At 69.6% G+C, this 22,540-nt stretch carries 15 protein-coding genes; 6 read left to right on the forward strand and 9 right to left on the reverse strand.

Annotation, left to right across the window (positions count from 1 at the left end):
* Positions 1-145 precede the first annotated feature (145 nt).
* Complete coding sequence (locus ACWGJM_RS33055; RefSeq protein WP_453415426.1) at positions 146-1,696, forward strand: DUF1996 domain-containing protein; 1,551 nt, start codon at positions 146-148, stop codon at positions 1,694-1,696.
* A 74-nt stretch (positions 1,697-1,770) separates the two neighbouring features.
* Here the strand turns inward: ACWGJM_RS33055 and ACWGJM_RS33060 are convergent, their stop codons facing one another.
* Positions 1,771-2,181 carry a hypothetical protein gene (locus ACWGJM_RS33060; RefSeq protein ID WP_453415427.1) on the reverse strand — a complete coding sequence of 137 codons (411 nt, stop codon included), beginning with the start codon at positions 2,179-2,181 and terminating at the stop codon, positions 1,771-1,773.
* A 100-nt stretch (positions 2,182-2,281) separates the two neighbouring features.
* On the opposite strand from ACWGJM_RS33060, the gene ACWGJM_RS33065 reads away from it, so the two are divergent.
* The 3 genes from ACWGJM_RS33065 (at position 2,282) to ACWGJM_RS33075 (ending at position 5,663) form a co-directional block, all read left to right on the forward strand.
* Positions 2,282-2,827, forward strand: coding sequence for a tetratricopeptide repeat protein (locus ACWGJM_RS33065; RefSeq protein WP_453415428.1), 546 nt, complete (start codon positions 2,282-2,284; stop codon positions 2,825-2,827).
* Positions 2,828-2,987: 160 nt separating this feature from the next.
* Positions 2,988-4,904: a hypothetical protein gene (locus ACWGJM_RS33070; protein WP_453415429.1), complete on the forward strand. Its 1,917-nt coding sequence runs from the start codon at positions 2,988-2,990 to the stop codon at positions 4,902-4,904.
* Between the two features lie 69 nt (positions 4,905-4,973).
* On the forward strand, positions 4,974-5,663 hold the full coding sequence (locus ACWGJM_RS33075; RefSeq protein ID WP_453415430.1) for a TetR/AcrR family transcriptional regulator: 690 nt from the start codon (positions 4,974-4,976) through the stop codon (positions 5,661-5,663).
* A gap of 4 nt (positions 5,664-5,667) precedes the next feature.
* Here the strand turns inward: ACWGJM_RS33075 and ACWGJM_RS33080 are convergent, their stop codons facing one another.
* The 8 genes from ACWGJM_RS33080 to ACWGJM_RS33115 all read right to left on the reverse strand — a co-directional run bounded on the left by ACWGJM_RS33080 (position 5,668) and on the right by ACWGJM_RS33115 (position 20,040).
* Positions 5,668-6,030, reverse strand: coding sequence for a 5-carboxymethyl-2-hydroxymuconate Delta-isomerase (locus tag ACWGJM_RS33080; RefSeq protein ID WP_453415431.1), 363 nt, complete (start codon positions 6,028-6,030; stop codon positions 5,668-5,670).
* A 36-nt stretch (positions 6,031-6,066) separates the two neighbouring features.
* On the reverse strand, positions 6,067-7,695 hold the full coding sequence (locus tag ACWGJM_RS33085; RefSeq protein ID WP_453415432.1) for a SpoIIE family protein phosphatase: 1,629 nt from the start codon (positions 7,693-7,695) through the stop codon (positions 6,067-6,069).
* A gap of 79 nt (positions 7,696-7,774) precedes the next feature.
* On the reverse strand, positions 7,775-13,174 hold the full coding sequence (gene pulA, locus ACWGJM_RS33090) for a pullulanase-type alpha-1,6-glucosidase (protein WP_453415433.1): 5,400 nt from the start codon (positions 13,172-13,174) through the stop codon (positions 7,775-7,777).
* A gap of 130 nt (positions 13,175-13,304) precedes the next feature.
* The gene (locus tag ACWGJM_RS33095; protein WP_453415434.1) at positions 13,305-14,681 is read right to left on the reverse strand and encodes an alpha-amylase; all 1,377 of its coding nucleotides are present in this window, start codon (positions 14,679-14,681) and stop codon (positions 13,305-13,307) included.
* A 135-nt stretch (positions 14,682-14,816) separates the two neighbouring features.
* Positions 14,817-16,562 carry a glycoside hydrolase family 13 protein gene (locus ACWGJM_RS33100; protein ID WP_453415435.1) on the reverse strand — a complete coding sequence of 582 codons (1,746 nt, stop codon included), beginning with the start codon at positions 16,560-16,562 and terminating at the stop codon, positions 14,817-14,819.
* Positions 16,563-16,738: 176 nt separating this feature from the next.
* The gene (locus tag ACWGJM_RS33105; protein WP_453415436.1) at positions 16,739-17,644 is read right to left on the reverse strand and encodes a sugar ABC transporter permease; all 906 of its coding nucleotides are present in this window, start codon (positions 17,642-17,644) and stop codon (positions 16,739-16,741) included.
* Between the two features lie 19 nt (positions 17,645-17,663).
* Positions 17,664-18,668: a carbohydrate ABC transporter permease gene (locus tag ACWGJM_RS33110; RefSeq protein WP_453415437.1), complete on the reverse strand. Its 1,005-nt coding sequence runs from the start codon at positions 18,666-18,668 to the stop codon at positions 17,664-17,666.
* A gap of 97 nt (positions 18,669-18,765) precedes the next feature.
* Positions 18,766-20,040 carry an extracellular solute-binding protein gene (locus ACWGJM_RS33115; RefSeq protein ID WP_453415438.1) on the reverse strand — a complete coding sequence of 425 codons (1,275 nt, stop codon included), beginning with the start codon at positions 20,038-20,040 and terminating at the stop codon, positions 18,766-18,768.
* Positions 20,041-20,431: 391 nt separating this feature from the next.
* Between ACWGJM_RS33115 and ACWGJM_RS33120 the strand changes: the two genes are divergently transcribed.
* Together ACWGJM_RS33120 and ACWGJM_RS33125 are read left to right on the forward strand one after the other, a co-directional pair.
* On the forward strand, positions 20,432-21,466 hold the full coding sequence (locus tag ACWGJM_RS33120) for a LacI family DNA-binding transcriptional regulator (RefSeq protein WP_453415439.1): 1,035 nt from the start codon (positions 20,432-20,434) through the stop codon (positions 21,464-21,466).
* Between the two features lie 75 nt (positions 21,467-21,541).
* A complete protein-coding gene (locus ACWGJM_RS33125; protein ID WP_453415440.1) occupies positions 21,542-22,399 on the forward strand; it encodes a phosphatase PAP2 family protein in 858 nt (285 codons plus the stop codon).
* Positions 22,400-22,540: the final 141 nt, after the last annotated feature.

Raw genomic sequence — 22,540 nt, forward strand, 5'->3', positions numbered from 1 at the left:
CAGGTTGGGGGCAGATCGCGCAGAGAACCTCTGATGAATTTGTGAGACGGCTGAACACGCCTGAGGCGGGGTCCGTATGGAAAGGCGCCGCTTCACTCCTGTCGGGCGCCTCGATGCTGCCCCGCAAGGAAGTCAGAGGAGTTCCATGGGACGCAACACACGCAAACGCCGTACGCCATTGGCCACGAAGGCCATAGCCGCATCGGCGGCCCTAGCGCTCGGTGGGGGCGGGCTGATCTGGGCGAATTTCTACGCTTCGGCGCATGAGTCCAACAACTCGGCGCAGAACCAGACCAAGTCCGCCGCCGCGCAGGTGGCGACGATCGCCTGCCCGGACGTGGGGCAGAAGCTGACGAACGTACCGGCAAACGCCCAGAAGGGCGTGGCAGCGGAGCTGGCGAACCTCGACAAGCAGGTCACCGAGGCCTACGCCAGGCTCGCCTCCACCCGCCAGGCGCAGACCAACGACGCGAGCTTCGTCCAGAACGCGATCGTCGGCCCTCTCAAGGAGAAGCGGGCCGCGACGATCGACCGGATCCGGATCGATGTCCAGCGCGTCGGTGGCAAGTTCGACAGCTCACTGGCCCAGCTCGCCGCCTGCACGACGATGACCGCCAACCAGACCACCGCCGGTGGCCAGCAGAACAACGGCGGCCAGCAGCAGAACGGCGGCCAGCAGCAGAACAACGGTGGCCAGCAGCAGAACGGCGGCCAGCAGAACAATGGCGGCCAGCAGCAGAACGGCGGTCAGCAGCAGGGCAACAACGGCCAGGCCGGCAACGGCCCGACGGCTGCCGACTTCGTGGACATCACGAAGGTCGCGGCGAACGTCCAGGGCAAGCCGCAGAACGGCGGCAACGCCTCCAAGGGCACCTTCACCACCAAGTGCGGTGTGAACGCCAACAAGAACCACAACACCGACAACGTGATCGTGGCGCCCGGCGTGGCCAACGGCGCGCACCACCTGCACGACTACGTCGGCAACCAGAAGGTCAACGCCTTCTCCAGCAACCAGACGTTCCTTCAGGGCGGCACCAGCTGCCAGAACAAGAACGACCTGTCGTCGTACTACTGGCCGGTCGTGCGTCTCCAGAACGGTACGCAGGACTTCGACCAGAACGCGGACGGCGGTGGCAAGGAAGGCAACGTCGGCAAGATCCTGACCCCCGTCCAGGCGGAGATCAAGTACGTCGGCAACCCGCAGAGCAAGGTCGTCGCGATGCCGCAGTTCCTGCGCATCATCACCGGTGACGCCAAGACCACCACCAACGGTCTGGCGAACGCCAACGCGCACTGGAGCTGCACCGGCTTCGAGAACAAGGTCCAGCTGACGGAGCAGTACCCGATCTGCCCGCAGGGCAGCAACGTGGTCCGCACGTTCGCCTTCCAGAGCTGCTGGGACGGCAAGAACATCGACAGCGCCAACCACCGCACGCACGTGGCGTTCGCCGATCCCGCGAGCGGTGTCTGCGGCAACGGCTTCAAGGCCATCCCGCAGCTGACGATGCGCCTGGTCTACAAGATCAACCCGCCGACCGTGCAGAACGGCGTGGTGAAGAACGCCTACGCGGTGGACGGCTTCCCGGACCAGCTGCACAAGGCGGCCACCGACCACGACGACTTCATCAGCGTCACGAACGGCAACCTGGCGAACAAGATCGCCAACTGCATCAACAGCGGTCAGAAGTGCCAGTGACCCACTGAGGTGGGACAGTGAAGAAGGCCGGTGGCGGGTCCCTCCCGCCACCGGCCTTCGCCGTGTGTGCACCGTCAGCCGCTGTGAGCGGCGTGAGAGCTGTGGTTCGTCCCTATCTCCACGTCGCCGCCGAGCTTCTTGCGCAGCGTCTTGACCACCCCGTTGTCACCGACGGCGACCCACTTGCGGCCCACGAGGTAGTAACCGCCGTAGTCCTTGGCGTCGTTGATCCACTCGCGCTGGCCGCGGTCGGTGGCGAAGGTGGCCAGGATGAACTTGCCGTCGCCGTTCTTGCAGATGGCCTGGCGGAGTTCGTCGGCGTCCGTCTGGATGTTCGGCGAGCACTTCACCTCGGCGGCCAGGCTCTCCAGGCTGCCGGTGGCCGTGGGCGGCACCGACTCGGTGGTGTCGCCGGAGCCGCAGCCCGCGAGCGCCAGTACGGCGACGGCACCCGTCAGGGCGAGCATCGGTCGCGTCAAGCTCATCTGTTCCTCCGGTCGCGGTCGGGCAATAGCATGCCGCAGAGAGCCCCGTGCGGAGCCCTGCCCTTCGATACGGCGTTCGCCGGTGATGTGCTCAAATCGGATGTCACCCCAGGCACAGCTGTGCGAAGGTGAGCCGGTGAACCAAGATTGGGAAGACCGCGTGGCCGCCGCCTGGGCCACCTTCGACGACTACCCCGAGGCACGCGCGGCCGACTTCAGGGCCGTGATCGACGCCCTCGTCGCCGAACTGCCCGAGGGCAGCCCGCTGGGTCCCTTCGAGCAGGCCTGCGCCTGGGACTCCACCGGCCACTCGGACAAGGCGGCACCGCTGTACCGGGAGGCGCTCGCCCTCGGCCTCAGCGAGGTCAGCGGTTACAAGGGTCGCCGGGCCAAGATCCAGCTGTCCAGCTCCCTGCGGAACATCGGCCAGGCGGAGGAGGGCGTCAAGCTGCTCACACCCGAACTGGACGCGCCCTCGGACGAGTTGGACGACGCGGTACGGGCCTGCCTCGCCCTGTGCCTGTCCAGCCTCGGCCGGGACCGCGAGGGCCTGTCCCTCGTCCTCGGCGCCCTCGCCCCCCATCTGCCCCGCTACCAGCGGTCGATGGCGAACTACGCGCGGGCCCTGGTGGAGCCGGAGGACTGAGTCAGCCGATCCGGAGGATTCTGTCACCCGGATCGGAGGACCGAATCACCCGGTTCGGAGGGCCGAATCACCCGGTTCGGAGGGCCGAATCACCCGATCCGGAGACCCGGTTCACCCGGACAGCGGGTGACCCTCGAACGACTCGCTCGTTTTCCCGAACGTGCAGTCACAGGATGTAGCCAACCGTCAAGCACCCGTCCCCCTCTCGGCCGTAGGTGTCGAGCAGGCCGAGGCCGCCCTCGTCGAGCACTATCCACGGCTCGTCCGGCTCGCGTATCTGGTGCTGCCGCCGCGCCTCGGCCGGGGCAGGCGCGTCCTGACCGCGCACGCGCTCACCCAGCGCGCCCTGCCCCGGGGCCGCAAGGCGTCGTCCGTGATCCCGGCCCAGTCGACCGGCCGCGACGGCGACCCGGGATACGCCTTCGTCCGCCTCCAGGTGATGCGTACGGCCCTGGAGGCGGGCCTGCCGCTCAAGCGCAGGGCATGGCCCACCCGCTCCCAGCTCCCGCCGCTGCTGCCCCAGGTGTGGGGGCTGCGCCTCTTCCCGCGCTCGGGCGGCGCCGACGAGCTCGCCCTGGACCAGCGGCTGGCCGCCCTGTCCGGCCCGGGCCGTGCCGCGTACGTACTGCGCGGACTGGAGAAGCTCCCCGACGCCGACGTGCGGGTCCTGCTGACGGCGGCCGGCGTCCCGGACCCGGGCACCGCCCTCCAGGAGGCCGACGGCATCCCCGCCCAGTACACGCTGCTCGACTCCGCCGAGTTCGACCCCTGCTCGCTCCAGGCCCGGCCCACCGATCTGATGCGGCGCAGGCAGCACACCAAGGCGGCGCTCGCCGCGGCGGCCGCGCTCGCGGTGTGCGGCGCGCTGATCGCCCTCCCGGACGGCGGCTGGGGCGCCGACGGTCCCGCCGCCCCGCTGTACGCGCGGAACCCGGCGGCCGAGGCCGCCCTCGACCCGGGACGGCTGGTCCGGATCTCCCCCACCGCCTGGAAGACCGCCGCCCGCACCGACTTCTCCGTCTGGCCCACGCGCGGCACCCTCGCCCGCGACACCGCCCTGCTGCGCCGCGCCCTCTCCGTCTGGGCCCGCCCCGGCGACACGGTCCAGGTCTCGGCGACCCCCGGCACCCAGACCGGCGGCCCGGCCGGCCCGCCCCAACTGCTGTACGCGGGGCTGGTCGACAACGCGCGCGTGGTGATCCTCTACGACGGTCTGCGCATCGCCCGCTACGCCGAGCCGAAGGACGGCACGCAGGGCGCCGCACTAGACTTCGCCCGCGTCGACGGGGCCAGGAAGGCCGATGCGGGCGCGCTCGTGCTGGGCCGGTCAGACGGGAACGTCCGGTTCCTGACCGCCCCCTGGGTGGAGAAGGCGGCCGAGCGTGACCTGATGAAGCCCGGCGCCGGAGCCATGGACCTGGACCTGACCGACGGGGTCACCTCGCCACTGGCCAGCCCCGTCCTGCGGCCGGGCAAGTGCACCTCCTGGAACGTGCTCCAGCTGACCGACGCCTCCGGCACCCACCTGGCCACCGACCTCGGCGAGCTGGTCCCGGCCCGGCTCACCTCCGGGCGGCCCGGCAAGGCGGGTGACGCGCCCGGGGCCGAGGCCCTGCGCACCTGGGCGCCGTTCGCCTGCTCGCTGGCCCAGGAGCGCGCAGCGGGCGTGCGCAGCGTCAACGCCTGGTCCTTCGCCGACCAGCCGCTGCCCGACGGGAACGGGGAGGGCACCTGGGTGTGCACCCGGTCCGAGACCTGGCGGGGCGACGGGACGGCGGCCCTGGCCCAGTTCCAGACGGCGGGCTCAGTGCACGGGGTGATCGTGGCCAAGGGCAAGGACGGGACGGCGTGCGGTCCGCGCGATCCGCATGTGCTGGCCGGGGTGCTGTGGAAGGCCGGCGCGGGGAACTGGTACCTGCTGGCCGCGGGCAGCAGTGGCACCGCGTCGATCCACACGACCGGCGAGGTCACCGCGTCGGTCGAGGGCAACCTGCTCTCCGTGAAGGCCAAGGAGGGTGCCCGCGCGGACCTGAAGGGCGCCCTGGACGACGGCACGCCGATCAGCGGCCTGCACTAGACCCGGAGTGATCGCCTGACGCTCTGCATGTGAACATGAACGGCCGAATCCGATCGGTAAGGTGTTCGCATGACTACCGGGGTTCGCCGCAGAATGGGCGTCGAGGAGCGGCGGCAGCAGCTGATCGGCGTCGCCCTCGAGCTGTTCAGCCGCCGCTCGCCGGACGATGTGTCCATCGACGAGATAGCCTCGGCGGCGGGCATCTCGCGCCCGCTGGTCTACCACTACTTCCCCGGCAAACTCAGCCTGTACGAGGCCGCGTTGAAGCGGGCATCGGAAGATCTGGCGGGCCGGTTCGCGGAGCCGCACGAGGGTCCGCTGGGCGCCCGGCTGCTGCGGGTGATGCGCCGCTTCTTCGACTTCGTCGACGAGCACGGGCCCGGTTTCTCGGCGTTGATGCGCGGCGGACCGGCCGTTGGCTCCTCCGCCACCAACGCGCTCATCGACTCCGTACGGCAGGCCGCGTATGACCAGATCCTTTCGCATCTGGGCGTCATCGATCCGCCCGCGCGACTGGAACTGGTCATCCGCTCCTGGATCTCGCTCGCCGAGTCGACGGCCCTGATCTGGCTGGACGGCCGGCGCATCCCGCGCGCCGAACTGGAGGTCCAGCTCGTGCACGACTTCGCCGCCCTGGTGGCCGTGAGCGCCGCCTACGACGAGGAGATGTCCGACCTCCTGCGCGGCATGCTGAAGGAGGAGCCGGCCGACGGTCCCTTCAGTGACCTGCTCAACCGGCTGATCGCGCCGGCCTCCTGAACCGTCAGCGTTCGAACTTCCGGTACGACGCGTCGAGGTCGCGCACCTCGGCGGAGGCGTGCAGGACGAAGCCCTCGTCCGCCACATGCTCACGCAGCAGTTCGATCACGGTCTCGGTCAGCCTCGCCTTGGTCTCCTCGGTGCGGCCGGCGAGCAGGCCGATCGTGACGTGCACGATGGCGTGGTGCTGGTCCTCGGGGTCCTCGTAGCCGAACGCCGTGTACGCGCTGGGCCGGAACTGCGTCTTGCAGGCCTCCGGCTTCGCGGTCGCGATCTCGACCGTCGCGGTGTGCACAGCGTGGGCGAAACCGGCCCGGTCGAAGGCCGGGGCCATCACGGCGGAGTAGTCGACGGTGATCTGCGGCATGGGCACGCACTCCTGTTCTAGGGCAACGGTGTCACCCTAGTCGGCGTGATCCGCGAGCCGCAGGGCGAGCATCGCGATGTCGTCCTCCCGGTCGTGGGCGAAGCAGTCGAGCAGTGTGTCGCACAGCGGGGCCACGCCGGGCGGGGCGCCGGCGGCGGCCGTGCGGAGGTGGGCCAGGGAGACCGCGAGGTCCGTGCCGCGGGTCTCGATCAGGCCGTCGGTGACCATCAGCAGCCGGTCGGCGGGCCGCAGCACCAGTTCGGTGGGCGGCGGCCGGTCCAGGCCGAGGCCGAGCAGCGGCCCGCCCGCCGTCACGTACCCGGCGCCGCCCCCGGCCCGGACGACGAGCGGCGGGATGTGGCCCGCGTTGGCGATCCGGACGCGCCCGCTGCCCGGGTCGGCCAGGACCAGGCACACGGTGGCCGTGACGTCCGGGTGGTGGTGCTGGAGCATCCGGTCGAGCCGCGCGGCCAGCACCCGCGGATCGCTGTCCTCGACGCAGTAGGCGCGCAGCGCGTGCCGGATCTCCACCATGACGGTGGCCGCCTCCAGCGAGTGCCCGGCGACGTCCCCGACCGCCGTGAGCATCCCGTCGTCGGTACGCAGGGCCGCGTAGAAGTCCCCGCCGATTTCGGTCTGCCGGGACGCGGGCACATAGCGGACGGCGATCTCCAGGCCCGGCAGATGCAGCTTCTCCGGCCGGGGCAGGAAGCTGTGCTGGAGGGTGAGGGCGACATGGCGCTCCACCTGGTACATCAGCAGCGGTTCGGCGGCCAGGGCGGCGTTCTGCGCGAGCCGGGCGAGCAGCGCCTCGTCCACCGGGTCGGCGCCGGGCACGCGGGACACCGGTGTGGCGAGGCAGACCGGCGTCCGGTCCGACCGGGTCTGGGCCAGCACGAGCCGGGCGTCGTCCTCGTCGCCGGGCCGGAAGAACCCGGCCGGCCACAGCGGTGCGGGCACGGTGGTGAAGTGCGTCCCGGTCCGCCCCTCGGCGAGCCTGGTGATCAGCCGGCCCACGGCCGCGTGCGCGGTGGCGTCGGGCAGGGCGAGGACACTGCGGTCACGGGACGTCCCCCGGTACAGCTCGCCGTCGGCGCCGATCACGAAGGCCACGGCCGGGGCTCCGGTCAGCCGGGCGGCTCCCTCGGCCGCCGCGTCGGCCAGTTCCCGCGCGCAGCGCGCCGCCTGCACGGCGACGGTGGCCTCGGACAGCAGCGTCATCCGGCGCACCAGCGACTCGGCGCCGGTGTGCCGGCGCGCCCCGCGCACCGCGGCCCGGACGACGGCCCGGATCTCCTCCGGTTCGGCGGGCATCGTCAGATACGCGTCCCCGCCCGCGTTCAGCCCGCGGCACCGGTCGCCCGGCGCCAGCGCGGCGGCGGAGAAGTGCACCACGGGCAGCGCGGCCATCGGCGGCTGCGCCTTGACCCGGCGGCACAGCTCGAAGCCGGTCATGTCGGGCAGCCCGACATCCACCAGGGCCACGTCGGGCAGGGCGCCCGTGCGCAGCCGTACATCGAGTTCCACCAAGGCCTCGCCCGCGCTGGCCACCGGCACCACCCGGTGCCCGGCCCGGCGCAGCACCGCGCCCATGGCGTACCGGCTGGCCGCCGCGTCGTCGACGACCAGGACCGTGGTCTCGGGATGCCGGCCGCTGTCGTCCATCTCTCCAGGCCCTCGGTACGGAAAGAAAGGTGGGGCGGCCCCGAACGGGGTCCGCCCCACCCACGCTAGTGCCCGCGCGTCAACCCCGGGTGAACACCGCCACGGTTCGACCCGGAACGGCGAACGTGCCCGATTCCGCCGCGAACGCGGAGGACTTGACGATAGGGTCCGCACCCGACGCCTGCACCGGGTGCAGCCTGTAGTGCTGCCCGGCGAGCGCGGCGATCCGCTGCTCCTGCTTCTCGGGCGTCGCGTTGAACACCACGACCAGGTCACCGAGGCGCATGGTGATCACACCGGGTGTCTCGTCCTTCCCGGACAGCGGGAAGGACAGCCGCGACTGCACCCGGTCGGCCGTGCCGAGGGAGAAGGCCTGCTCCGTCGTACGGATCCGCAGCAGGTCCCGGTACGCGGCCGAGGCGCCCTCGATCTGCGGGCACCCGACGCTCACCGAGCCCAACAGGGGCTTGGCGTAGGGCCACTTGGACTGGTTGTCGGACGCCATCGGCAGGCCCCGGCCGAAGCCGTTGCCGTCTGCGCAGTTCCAGTGGATGGCGTTGAACCAGTCGCCGCTGTCGAAGGAGTTGCGGTCCAGCGACTTCGAGCGCAACAGGTCGGTGCCGGCCTGAGAGAGCGTCGGCCCCTGCGAGAGGCTCGCGGTGGCCATCGCCAGGACCTGCATGCGGGCCCGGTCGGACGCGGAGGTGTCCTTGGGCAGCTTGTAGGCGAGGGCGTCGAAGAGCGACTCGTTGTCGTGCGCGTCGACGTAGGCGAGGGCGTCGCCCGGCGCCTGCGCGTACCCGGCGGGTGAGCCGTTGTAGTCGATCTCCGCTCCGGTGACGTCCTTGCCGTCCGAGTCGGTGAAGCGGTACTTGGCGAGGTTGCCGGTGAGGCCCACCTTGATCAGGTCCTGGTAGTGCAGGAGCCGGGCCTTCTGCTCCTCCTCCGTCCCGTTCGCCGTCGAGGAGTTGGGGTCGGTGTACAGCCCGGACGCGAAGCCCTGGACGCCGGGGTCGGAGTCGAAGGGGCTGCCGCCGCGCACCGCGTCCCGGGCGCGGTCGGAGAAGGTCGCGATGCCGGTGCCGGCCATGTTCTTCTGGGTGGCCTGCACGAACCGGGCGTCGTCGGCGACCTCGCCGAAGTTCCAGCCCTCGCCGTACAGGATGATCTTCTTGCCGTCGACGCCGTCCTTCTCGACGGTCAGCGCGTCCAGGGCCTTGCGGACGGCGAGGATGTTGGCCTTCGGATGGTGACCCATCAGGTCGAAGCGGAACCCGTCGACCTTGTACTCCTTGGCCCAGGTGACGATCGAGTCGACGACCAGCTTGCCCATCATCGCGTTCTCCGGCGCGGTGCCCGCGCAGCAGGTGCTGTTGGCCACGCTTCCGTCGGCGAGCAGCCGCTGGTAGTAGCCGGGCACGATCTTGTCGAGGACGGAGGTGTCCGCCTGGCCGGCGGCCGCCGTGTGGTTGTAGACGACGTCCATGACGACCCGGAGGCCGTCGTCGTTGAGCGCCTTGACCATCTTGCGGAACTGGACGGTACGCGCGGTGCCGTTCGGGTCGGTGGCGTACGAACCCTCGGGGACCGTGTAGTGGTACGGGTCGTAACCCCAGTTGTAGGCGTCCTTGGCGGCGGTCTTCGCGACGCACTCCTGCTGCTTGTCGGAGTCGGCCGCGAAGGAGGCCAGGTCGCAGTCGGGGGTTGCCTGGTCGGCCCTCTTCTCAGGGATGGTGGCGATGTCGAAGGCGGGCAGCAGGTGCACGTACGAGGTGCCGGACTTCGCCAGCTCACGCAGGTGCTTCGAACCGTCGCTGCCCTTGTCCGTGAAGGCGAGGTAGGTGCCCTGGTCCTTCGCCGGGACGGTCTTGTCGGCGATCGAGAAGTCGCGGATGTGCAGTTCCTGGATCTGCGCGTCCTTCAGCGGTACCGCCTTGGGCTTGCGCAGGCCCGACCAGCCGCTCGGGGCGAGGGACTTGTCGTTCAGGTCGACGACCAGGCTGCGTTCGGAGTTCGGGCTCAGGGCGACCGAGTAGGGGTCGGTGACCTTGTTCGTCACGACCTTGCGGACGCTCGGGGCCCACACCTTCACCACGTACCGGTACGGCTTGTTCTTCCAGGACGCCGGACCCGTGACGGACCAGACGCCGGTGGTGGCGCTGCGGTGCATGGCCACCGTGGAACCGTCCAGCTCCAGGGAGACGCTCTGTGCCGTCGGCGCCCAGACGGAGAGCGTCGGCTTCCCGTCGTGGAAGACGGGCCCGAGCCCGGCCTTGGCCGCGCCGTGGTACAGGTCGTCGAGCACGCCCGCGATCTGCACACCGGTCGCGGTGAGCACCGCGCCGTTGGCCGCGCGCTGCGAGGCGACGAGCTGGCCGCCCAGCGCCTGCCGCACCCGGTCCCGGTCGCGCGGGTCGACGGACCAGGCGGTGTAGTTCTTCAGGTGTGGGAACTTCGCCTTCTGGGCATCGGTGAGCGTGGTCTTCGACAGCCGCAGCCAGCGTTCGTCGTCGCTGGTCAGCGTCCCGTCCTTGACGGCGATCGAGCCGTCCCGGGAGTACAGCAGCTGGGTGGAGACGGCGCCGTCGACGCCGTTCCAGGCGAGCGTGTTCCGGTCGATCCAGATCGCCTTGGAGGTGGTCAGGTCGAGGGCGGCGGCACTGCCCGCGGGCTGCGGCAGCAGGTACTTCTCCTGGCCGTTCAACAGCCACACCTCGTAGCCGTTGTTCTTGAGGTCCAGGGACTGGTCGGCGGGGAGATCCTTGTCGTCACCCTTGTGGATGATGTAGCTGAGGCTGGTGGCACCATCGGTGAGCGGTACCTCGAAGACCGCGCCATAGGCATCAGTCTTCACCGGCTTCAGGGGGTTGGACCAGTCGGTGGGGCCGGCGGCACCCGTCCAGACGTGCAGGCCCCAGCCGTCGTAGTTCCCGTCGGCGCGGTGGTAGTGGATGACGGCCTTGGTCTTGTCCTGGGCGGGATGGTCGGGCCGCTGCGTCAGGACGTCCTGCTTCCCCTGCTCGACCCACACCTCACCCGTCTTGGTGACGTCGATGGACCGGTCGGCGGAGACGTCCTTGTCGCCGTCCTTGTCGACGACCAGGAAGCCGACGTCGGAGGCGCCGGGCTTGAGCTTGACGTAGGCGAAGGCTCCGTAGGCGTCCCGGCCGGTGAAGGGGTGGCCGGCGGGCCAGGTGGTGGACTCGCCGTCGGCGATGTCGCCCCAGGCGTACAGACCCCAGTCGCCGTAGTCGCCGTCGGTGCGCTTGTAGTGGACGATCGCGTAGTCCCGGGAGGAGGCCGTGGGGACCTCGGCCGCGGGCGGGGTGCCGGTGGTGCTGCCGGCGGTGGCGCTCGCGGTGCGCCCGGCGGAGTCGACGACGACCGCCTTGTAGCGCAGGGCGGTCCCGGCGGGAACGTCGTTGCCGATGGTCTGGGTGACCTTGTACGGGGCGTGGTCGGCGGAGCCAAGGGTGCGCCACTTGCCGTCTCCGACCTGGGCGGCGAAGACGACGCGGTCGAGCTGTCCCCCGGCGACGTCGGCGGAGAGCTCGACGGTCCCGGTGGCACCGGTGTCCGGGGCCTTGAGGGTGATCGTGGGCTTGGTGGCGGGCTTGGCGAGGGTACCGGTCGCCTTGTAGACGACGGCCGTGCCGGCCGGGACGGTGACGGTGAGCTCGCGGTCGCCGTCGGTCTTCAGGGTGCCGTCCGCGCCGAAGACGCCCCGGTACGTCATCCCCGCCGAGCCGGTCGCGAAGGTGGCCGTCTTCGCCTCGCCCGCGTTGTTGAGGGCGACGACGTACTCCTGGCCCGTCCTGGCGTTCGTACGGGTGAAGGCGTAGATCCCGGCGCCGTCGGCCGCGTACCGCTCGGTCTGCACTCCGTCCGTCAGGGCCGGATTTGCCTTGCGGAGCCTGGAGAGGGCGGCGATCTCCTGGTACAGCGGCGCGCTCGTGTCGTAGGAGCCGCTCGCGTGGGTGCGGTCGGTGCCGATCTCGTCGTCGTCGAGGTAGTCGGCGACCTTGGAGGCGAACATGGTCTGGCGGGCGTCCTTGTCGCCGCCGGAGCCGGTGAAGCCCTGCTCGTCGCCGTAGTAGACGACCGGGTTGCCGCGGCTGAGGAACATGACCTCGTTGGCGAGCCTGTCCTTGGCGAGCAGTTCGGCGTCGGACGCCTTGGGGTTGTCCTGCTCCAGGAAGTAGCCGATCCGCCCCATGTCGTGGTTGCCGAGGAAGGTGACCTGCTCGTAGGCGTTGGCCTTGTCGGTCGTGTACTTGTAGTCGTCGCCGAAGACCGACGCCAGCTTCCGCGCGCTGCCGCCCTGGGAGGCGTAGGAGCGGGCCGCGTCCTGGAAGGGGAAGTCGAGCGTGGCGTCGAGGCGGCCCTGGGTGACGTACGGGGACGTGATCGAGGTGTCGGCGGAGTAGACCTCACCGAACATGAAGAAGTTCTTCCGGCCGTGCGCGGCGGCGTACTTGTCGAGCGCCGTCGCCCACTGGGTCCAGAACTCCATGTCGACGTGCTTGACGGTGTCGATCCGGAACCCGTCGACACCGAAGTCCTTCACCCACCGCTGGTAGATCTCCTCCATGCCGTGGACGACCTCGGGACGCTCGGTCCACAGGTCGTCGAGGCCGGAGAAGTCTCCGTAGGTGGTGGACTCGCCGGCGTAGGTGGAGTCGCCCCGGTTGTGGTACATCGTCGGGTCGTTGAGCCAGGCCGGAACCTTGGTCTGGCTGGTGACCTGCGGGGTGTACGGGAAGGCGGCGCCGGAGACGGCCGGGAACTTCCTGGTCCCGTCGGCGTGGTCGGCGTCGTCGAAGGGCCTGCCGTCCTTGGTCAGGTAGGGGAAGGCGCCCTTGGAGAGGTAGTCGGAGGACTGCTCCTTGTAGTTCACGACGTCGGCGGTGTGGTTGGTGATGACGTCGAAGAAGACCTTCAAGCCCTTGGCGTGCGCCTTGGAGATGAGTGTCCGGAGGTCCTTGTTGGTGCCGAAGTGCGGGTCGACCTGGGTGAAGTCGGTGATCCAGTAGCCGTGGTACCCGGCGGAGGCGTTGCTGCCCGTGCCCTGCACCGGGCGGTTCTTGAAGATCGGCGCCATCCAGATGGCGGTGGTGCCGAGTCCCTTGATGTAGTCGAGCTTCTTGGTCAGGCCCTTGAGGTCGCCGCCCTGGTAGAAGCCCTTGTCGGCGGGGTCGTAGCCGGTGCTGAGGCGTGAGCCGGTCAGGCCGCCCTTGTCGTTGGACGTGTCCCCGTTGGCGAAACGGTCCGGCATGACGAAGTAGAACTGCTCGCGCGTGTCGTCGTGCCGTGCGGGCTGGGCGGCGAGGACCGCGTCCGACGGGGGTGCGGGAGGAGTGGCGGCCACGGCGGCCAGTGGCTGGGCCAGCGCGGTGACGAGGGCGACGGCGGTGACGGCCGCCGCCCGTCTGATGTAGGCGGTACGGCGCCTCCGGGGCGCCGGCCATCTCGGTATCACAGGCGAGAACTCCTTGCGATTACGGCTCATTCGGGTCCGACCCCGGCGCGACCGTACCGCCGACGAAAGGTTTACAGCAAGACTTGTGAAACCCGAAGAAAGAGGTTTCACGCACTGTCAGCAGTCCTGCTCAGCAGGTGGACTTGCCCGCGTAGAGCGCCAGAGCCGTGTTCGAGCCGAGAGTGGCGGTGAACTGACCGCTGGAGTTCACGGTCACCGCCGTGTTGTTCTGCACGTCGCAGTAGGTCCCGGCGGGCAGTGAGGTCTGGTACGTGCGGGTCAGCGAGCCGGACTCGTGGTTGATGGCCACGAAGCCCTTGCTCCCCCGCCCGAAGGCGATCGCGTTGTTGCCGTTGTCCCACCAGTCCGTCATCGACTGACCGCGGGTGGTGTTGCGGAAGGCGACCATGGACTTGATCTCCGGCCAGGCGTGCTGGCACTTCCAGCCGTCCTGCCAGCAGGCGTTCACCGTGCCGCCGTTGGGCGGACCCGCGTCGGCGTCCGTCCACTCGTAGCCGGAGTTGATGTCCGGGGCGCCGTAGGGGTAGGCGAGCATGAAGACGTTGGCGAGGGTGTAGTCGGCGCCGTCCTTGTAGTTCAGCGTGCTGCCGTTGCGCTCGGTGTCGTGGTTGTCGACGAAGACTCCCGCGACCGAGCTGCTCAGGTAGCCCCAGCCCTCGCCGTAGTTCTTCAGGTAGGCGAGCTTCTCGTTGTTGAAGACGCGCTTGAGGTCGTAGGCGTAGCGGAACTCCTGGACGTCGCCGTTCCGGGTGTACTCGGTGGGCTGGACGGCCTCGTTCGCGCCGTAGATGACCTCCTGCTTCCAGTAGGCGGAAGGATTCGTCAGACGGGACTTGATGTTGGCCAGGTCTTCCGCCGGGATGTGCTTGGCCGCGTCGATGCGGAAGCCGTCGACGCCCAGCGTGAGCAGGTCGTTCATGTAGCCGGCGATCGTCTTGCGGACGTACTCCTCGCCCGTGTCCAGGTCGGCCAGGCCGACGAGTTCGCAGTGCTGGACGTTCCAGCGGTCGGAGTAGTTGGTGACCTGGGAGGTGCAGTCGTCGAAGTCGTAGACCGAATACAGACCCGGGTAGTCGTACTTCGTGTACGACGAGCCGCCCGTGCCGGTGCCCGAGCCCGCCGACATGTGGTTGATCACCGTGTCGACCACGACCTTCACACCGGCCGCGTGGCAGGTGCCGACCATGTTCTGGAACGCCGTACGGTCACCGAGACGGCCCGCGATCGTGTACGACACCGGCTGGTACGACGTCCACCACTGCGAGCCCTGTATGTGCTCGGCGGGCGGGGAGACCTGGACGTAGCCGTAGCCGGCGGGGCCGAGGGTGCTGGTGCACTCCTTGGCGACCGAGGCGTACTTCCACTCGAAGAGGACGGCGGTGACGTCCTTGGTGCCGGGCGGGGAGGCCTGCGCAGTAGTCGGGTACATGCCAACCGTAACGGCGGCGGCGAGGGCGAGTGCCGCGGGGAGGGTTCTGCGTGCCATGTGGGGGTCCTTCGTCCTTGAAGGCGCTTGCTGCAATGTTTCAGCAAACTTGCGGTGACGCAGATGTTAAAGGCCCGCTGCCGGAAAAGGCAGCGGGCCGTTGTGAAGTTGATGCAAGAACTTTCAGACGGGTCCTCAGTCCGCCGTCGTCCACCAGACAGTGGTGTCGGCCGGCACCTTCGCCTCGCCGCCGGCCTCGGTCACCTCACCGCTGGTGAGCAGGACCCTGCCGTACGCCGGGGTCGTCACCGCCTCCCCCGTGGTGTTCGCGACGCACACGAACTCCCCGCGCCGGAAGGCGAGGACACCCTCGGGGGCGCGCAGCCACTCCACCGCGTCGCCCGCGCCGAGCGCGGGGTGGTCCCGGCGGGCGGCGAGCGCGGCGCGGTACAGCTCCAGCGTCGAGCCCGGCACACCGGTCTGCGCCTCGACGCTCAGCTCCCCCCAGCTCGACGGCTGCGGAAGCCAGCTGCCACCGCTGCCGAAGCCGTACGACGATCCCGTGCGGGTCCACGGGATCGGCACCCGGCAGCCGTCGCGGAAGCCGTCCTGGCCGGCGCCCCGGAAGTACGCCGGGTCCTGGCGCACCTCGTCGGGCAGGTCGACGACATCGGGCAGGCCGAGCTCCTCGCCCTGGTAGATGTACGCCGAGCCGGGCAGGGCGAGCATCAGCAGGGTGGCCGCGCGCGCCCGGCGCAGGCCCAGCGCGCTGTCGCCCGCCGTGCGGATCTGGGTGCCGAGTCCGGGCGGGTTGGCGAAGCGGGTGGCGTGCCGGGTGACGTCGTGGTTGGACAGGACCCAGGTGGCGGGGGCGCCGACCGGGCGCATCGCCTCCAGGGTGCGGTCGATCACCGTGCGCAGCTCTTCCGCGTCCCACTCCGTGCTCAGGTACTGGAAGTTGAAGGCCTGGTGGAGTTCGTCGGGGCGGACGTAGTTCGCGGTGCGCTCGACGGTCGGGGTCCAGGCCTCGGCGACAAAAATGCGCCCACCCGTCTCCCACCACCGCCCTTCCGACGAAGGCCCTTCGGGCCCCTTCTTATTCGAGTACTCGTCGAGGATCCGCCGCCACTGGCGGTAGATCTCGTGCACGCCGTCCTGGTCGAAGAACGGCATGACATCGTTGCCCAGCAGCTTCACCTGGTCGTGGGCGCCGAGGTCGGGCAGGCCGTCGGCCTTGACCAGGCCGTGCGCCACGTCGATGCGGAAGCCGTCGACGCCCATGTCCAGCCAGAAGCGCAGGATCGAGCGGAACTCGTCCCCCACCGCCGGGTGTTCCCAGTTGAAGTCGGGCTGCTCGGGGGCGAAGAGGTGCAGGTACCACTCCCCGGGCGAGCCGTCCGGTTCGGTCACCCGCGTCCAGGCGGGGCCGCCGAAGATCGACTCCCAGTCGTTGGGCGGCAGCTCGCCGTTCTTTCCCTTGCCGGGGCGGAAGTGGTAACGCTCCCGCAGCGGCGAGCCGGGGCCCTCGGCGAGCGCCCGCTTGAACCACTCGTGCTGGTCGGAGGAGTGGTTGGGCACGAGGTCGACGATGACCCTGAGGCCGTGCCCGTGGGCGTCGCGGATCAGGGCGTCGGCGTCCAGCAGGTTGCCGAACATCGGGTCGACGGCGCGGTAGTCCGCCACGTCGTAGCCGGCGTCGGCCTGCGGCGAGGCGTAGAACGGGCTGAGCCAGACGGCGTCCACGCCCAGGTCGCGCAGATGGGCGAGTCTGGAGCGCACTCCCTCCAGGTCGCCCATGCCGTCGCCGTTGCTGTCGGCGAAACTGCGCGGATAGACCTGGTAGATCACCGCGTCCCGCCACCAGTCGCGGCGCTGGGCGACGGTGGCGACAGCTGACTCGGAAACGGGGCTCGGTGCCGGGTCGGCGGAGTGCTGGCTCATGGCGTCCTTGTGCGGTGGGGGTTCCCCGCTCGAGCGAAGCCGAGAGTGGGGAAGGGGTCATGGGTTCTTGGGGTGCGCTGATGAGGCGGCCGCGGTGCCGGCGGGGTCGGATGGGCACCGCGGCCGCCACCCGCGCGGACAGGCGCGCGGGAGCCCTTGTGCGGTGGGGCGGGGGTTCAGCCCTTGGTGCCGCCGGCGGTGAGACCGGTCACCAGGTTTTTCTGGACAAGGTAGAAGAACACGGACACGGGTATCGCGATCAACACCGCGGTGGCGGCCATGTAGTTCCATTGTGCGTCGTGCTCGCTGACGAAGCTCTGGAGGCCGACGGCGAAGGTGTACTTGGAGTCGTCCAGCATGAAGGTGGTCGCGAACGCCACCTCGCCGACGGCCGTGATGAAGTTGTAGAAGGCCGCGACGGCCAGCCCCGGGCGGGCCAGCGGCAGGATCAGCCGGGCGAACGTGCCGAAGGGGGAGAGGCCGTCCACGCGGCCCGCCTCGTCGATCTCGAAGGGGATGGTGTCGAAGTATCCCTTGAGCAGCCAGGCGCTGTACGGCACGGCGGTGGTGCAGTTGATGACGATCAGGGCCCAGTAGGTGTCGATGAGGCCGAGCTCGCTGAAGATCTCGTACATCGGCACGATCAGGATGGCGATCGGGAAGGCCTGGGTGAGCAGCAGCACCCACATCAGCGACTTGTAGCCGGGGAAGCGCATGCGCGAGACGGCGTAACCGGTGGTCGCGGCGACGAAGACGCCGATCAGGGTGGTGCCGAGCGCCACGATCATCGTCGACTTGAACCAGTCGAAGAAGGCGGTGTGCTGGAGCACGAAGCTGTAGTTGGAGAAGGTCAGCCTGCCCAGGATCTTGCTCGGGTGCAGGTAGTCGTCCTTGTCCGGGCCGAGCGAGAGGAAGATCAGCCAGGCCACCGGCGCGAGCGCGATGAGGCTCGCGAGGGCGAGGCCGGCGTGCAGGAGGGCGGCGCCGAGCGGGCCGCGTTCGCCCCGCCGGCGGGTGCGGCGCGGGGACCGCGCGGCCGGGGTGGGTCCCGCCTCGGTCTTTTCGAGGGTCGTGGTGCTCATGGCGGCGGCTCCTGCGGCGTCAGACGGCGAGCTGGTCATTGCGCTTCAGCCAGCGGAAGTAGAAGGAGGTGAAGACGGTGAGGACCGACAGCAGCAGCACGCCGTACGCGGCGGACTGGGCGAAGTCGCGCGGCTGCTGTCCGAAGCCCAGGTAGTAGGCCCAGGTGACGAGGATCTGGGCGTCGGGCGCGCCGGTGGGGCCGAACAGCAGGAAGATGATGGCGAACTGGTTGAAGGTCCAGATGATGCCGAGGAGTACGACGGTGGAGCTGACGGACCTCAGACCCGGCAGCGTGACGTACCGGAAGCGCTGCCAGGGGCTCGCCCCGTCCATCTCGGCGGCCTCGTAGAGCGAGGAGTCGATGGACTGGAGACCGCCGAGCAGCGAGAGCATCATGAACGGCACACCGCACCAGGTGTTGACCATGATCGCGGCGAACCGCTGCCAGAAGGTGTCCTCCAGCCACTGCGGCTGGGGCAGGTGGAGCGTGTGGAGGACCTGGTTGAGCACTCCGGAGTCGGAGAGCATGATCCGCCAGGAGAAGACGGTGACGAAGGTCGGCACGGCCCAGGGCAGGACCAGCAGCACCCGGTAGAAGGTGCGGCCGCGCAGCTTCTCGTTGAGCATCAGCGCGAGGCCCAGGCCGATGGTGTAGTGCAGGGCCACGCAGGCGACCGTCCAGAAGACGGTCCACAGGAAGTGCGACCAGAACCGGTCGTACGACAACGGGCCGAACAGGATGTCCTTGTAGTTGTCGATCCCGATGAACTTGTACGTGGCGTCGATGTGGTTGACGCCGATGGTGCGCGCCGAGTTGAGGCTGTTGGCGTCGGTCAGGGTGAGGTAGAGGCCGCGCAGCAGCGGGTAGCCCACGATGACGCCCAGCACGACGACGACCGGCGTGATCATCGCATAGGCGTACCAGTGCTTCTGGAATCCGTATCTGATGCGCTGGCCCAGGCCGGGCCGCGGCGCGCGGTCACCGCGGCGGTTGCCGGTGGCGCGGTCGATGGCGACTGTCATGTTCGACACCTTCGGGAGATCAGGGGGCGGGCCTGGGCACAGGCCGGTGGCCGCCGGATCCTTCCCCCCTCAGGGAGTATCCGGCGGCCACGCGGGCTCACTTGCTGAAGTCGGGCACCAGCTTGGTGATGGCGACCTCGGCGTTGCTCAGGCCCTTGTCCAGCGACTCCTTGCCGCCGGCGACCTTGGGCAGCTCGATGTCCAGCGGACCCCACAGGGAGCTGTACTCGGGCAGCGCCGGGCGCGGCTGGGCGGCGGAGAGGACGCCCTGGTAGCCGGCGATGCCGGGGTCGGCCTTGACCTGGGCGGTGTAGGCGTCGTCGCGGGTGGGCAGCGTGGAGTTCTTCAGGGCGATGGTCTCCTGGGACTTCGCCGAGGTCATGAAGTTGACGAACTTCAGCGCCGCTTCCTGGTGGGCCTTGTCCGAGCCGGCGTAGACCGAGAGGTTGTGGCCGCCGGTCGGGGCGCCCGCCTTGCCGGTGGAGCCGGCCGGGACGGTGGCGATGCCGAGGTTGGACTTGTCCTTGAAGGCCGAGCCCTTGTAGAAGTTCGTGATCTCCCAGGGGCCCTGGATGATCGAGGCGACCTTGCCGCTGACGAACGCGTCCTGGATGTGGGCGTAGGCGTCGGCGGTGGTGTCGGCCTTGTGCAGGCCCTGCCCCTTGAAGGTGCTCAGCCAGGTGCCGTAGGCCTTCTTCGCGGCGGCGGAGTCGACGGTGATCTTCTTGGCGGAGGCGTCGACGGTGTCGGTGCCCTCGCCGTAGAGGAAGGTCTGGGCGTAGTAGGCCGCGGTGGAGCCCCAGTAGCCGTAGACGTTCTCCTTGGCGTCGATCTTGGAGGCGTCGGCCTTCAGCTCGTCCCAGGTCTTGGGGGCCTCGGTGATGCCGGCCTTCTTGAACAGGGCCTTGTTGTAGACGAGCGCCAGGGTGTCGGTGACCAGCGGTACGCCGTAGGTCTTGCCGCCGTACTGCGCCTGGGTGATCAGGTTGGACTGGAACTTGTCCTTGTCCGCGAGCGCCTCGGTGCCGTCCAGCGGCAGGAAGTAGCCCTTCTTGGCGAAGGCGGGGGTCCAGCCGACCTCGGAGCGCAGCACGTCCGGGGCACCCTTGGAGCCGGCGGCGGTGTCGAACTTGTTCTGCGCCTGGTCGAACTGGACGTTGACGTACTTGACCTTGACGTTCTTGTTGGCGGCCTCGAACTGCTTGATCAGGGCCTGGTACGTCGGTGCCTCATTGGTGGCGTTGGAGGTGTCCCACCAGGTGATGGTCACCGGGCCGTCCGACTTTCCGCTGTCGCTGTCGCTCCCGCCGCACGCCGTCGCCGTGAGGGCGAGGGACGCCACCAGCGCGGAGGCCGCTATGCCACGCCGCATGAGTTCTCCTTGAGGGTTAAGCCCGTGGGATGCAGGAGCCGGTCCCGTCCGCCGGCCCTGCCGTCCGCCGACTGCGCCGTTGCGTCCGCCGGGCGACTGGGAACGTAACAGCGATGTAAGCGTTGCGAAAGACCTTGCAGAAAAAAAGTGCAAGGGAACACGTGGGTTACCGTGTCGTGACCTGTCCTCGACCTGCCCGCAACCGGGTTGCGCGGCCGCTCAGCGGGCAGAGGGAGACTTGTGCAAGACTCTGCAAGCTCTTGCCATTCGAGGCCGACCAGAAGGACGAGGGAGCGCGATGACGCAGCAACCGGCAGCGGGCCGTTCGACCGCCCGCGCACGGCGTCCGATCGGTGGGCAAGGCGATTCCCGGCCGGTACAGTCCACCCCTGTGACCACACGGCTTGCGGACATCGCTGCGCAGGCGGGGGTGAGCGAAGCGACCGTCAGCCGCGTCCTCAACGGCAAGCCGGGCGTAGCCGCCACCACCCGCCAGTCCGTGCTCGCCGCGCTGGACGTGCTCGGCTACGAGCGCCCGGTACGGCTGCGGCAGCGCAGCGAGGGCCTGGTTGGCCTGATCACCCCGGAGCTGGAGAACCCGATATTCCCCGCCCTCGCGCAGGTCATCGGCCAAGCGCTGACCCGGCAGGGCTACACGCCGGTACTGGCCACGCAGACCCCGGGCGGGTCCACGGAGGACGAGCTGACCGAGATGCTCGTCGACCGGGGGGTCGCCGGGATCATCTACGTCTCCGGGCTGCACGCGGACACCACCGCCGACATGGAGCGCTACGAGCGGCTGCGGGCGCAGGGCGTGCCGTACGTGCTGGTGGACGGTTTCTCGCCGAAGGTGCAGGCGCCGTTCATCTCCCCCGACGACCGGGCGGCGATGGCACTGGCGGTGACCCACCTGGCCTCGCTGGGGCACACCCGGATCGGATTGGCGCTCGGCCCGAAACGGTTCGTCCCGGTGCAGCGCAAGATCGAGGGCTTCGTGCGCAGCATGCAGGACCAGCTGGGCCTGAGCGCGGCGGCCGTCGAGTCGGAGCTCGTGCAGCACTCCCTCTACACCCTGGAGGGCGGCCAGGCCGCCACCACCGCGCTGATCGAGCGGAACTGCACGGCCGTGGTCTGCGCCAGCGACATGATGGCCCTGGGCGCGATACGGGCCGCCCGGCAGCTCGGTCTGGAGGTCCCCCGGGACGTCTCGGTGGTGGGTTTCGACGACTCCCCGCTGATCGCGTTCACCGACCCGCCGCTGACCACCATCCGCAAGCCGGTCCCGGCGATGGGCCAGGCGGCGGTACGGACGCTGCTGGAGGAGATCGGCGGGACACCCGCACCGCACAGCGAGTTCGTGTTCATGCCGGAACTGGTGGTGCGCGGTTCGACCGCTTCGGCCCCTGGGGACCGGAATCGTACCTAGGGAGTAGAAGGTGCGGCCCGAACCCGACCAAGGGATGATCGGGGCTTGAAGGCTTTTCTGGCAGACTTTGTTGCTATGGGTGACTCGACCGTGACAGAGCCGGAAGGTCGCGAGCAGACGGCCGTTCCGCACCCTGTCACGGATGAAGGGGGCTCCGGTACGCTGCGCCGGCTGCGCGCGCCGCGCCGCCCCCGTCTGTGGTTCGAGATCCTGCTGATCGCGGTGAGTTACTGGACGTACTCGCTCATCCGCAACGCGGTCCCCGAGCAGCGCGGCAAGGCGATGCGCAACGCCGACTGGGTCTGGCGGGCCGAGCACCACCTCGGGGTCGCCGTCGAGGAGTCGGTCAACCACGCCGTGAACGCGGTGACATGGCTGATCGTGGGGATGAACTATTACTACGCGACACTGCACTTCGTGGTGACGCTGGGCGTGCTGGTGTGGCTGTACCGCAGCCATCCGGGCCGGTACGCGGCGACCCGGACGGCGCTGTTCGCGACGACCGGTGTGGCCCTGCTCGGCTACTACCTGTTCCCGCTCGCCCCGCCCCGGCTGATGCGCGGCGGTCACTTCGTGGACACGGTGATGGTGCACCAGACCTGGGGGTCGATGGCCTCCGGCGACCTGAAGCACATGTCGAACCAGTACGCGGCGATGCCGTCGATGCACATCGGCTGGTCCCTGTGGTGCGGGCTGACGGTCTTCGCGCTGTCGAGCGTGCCGTGGGTGCGGGTGGTGGGGCTGCTGTACCCGGCGACGACGCTCGTGGTGATCGTGGCCACGGCCAACCACTTCTGGCTCGACGCGGTCGGTGGCATCCTGTGCCTGGCCTTCGGCTTCACGGTGGCACGGCTGTGGTACGGGGCCCTGCCGTACGCCCTGCCCCGCCTGGTCCCGGCGAAGGGCGCGGCACTGCTGCCTGGCGAGGCGTAGGCGCCGCGCGGCTCGGACGTGAGGTCCGGTCGGCCTGGCGCCCGTCCGACAACGCCCGTCGTCCGCCCGAAGGGCGGCCACCCGAGGCAGCGATGAAGGCCCCCGGCGAGCGTGTCCGAGCGCGGGGAGCACGCGATCGCG

This window comes from Streptomyces sp. NPDC054834, assembly GCF_053611185.1.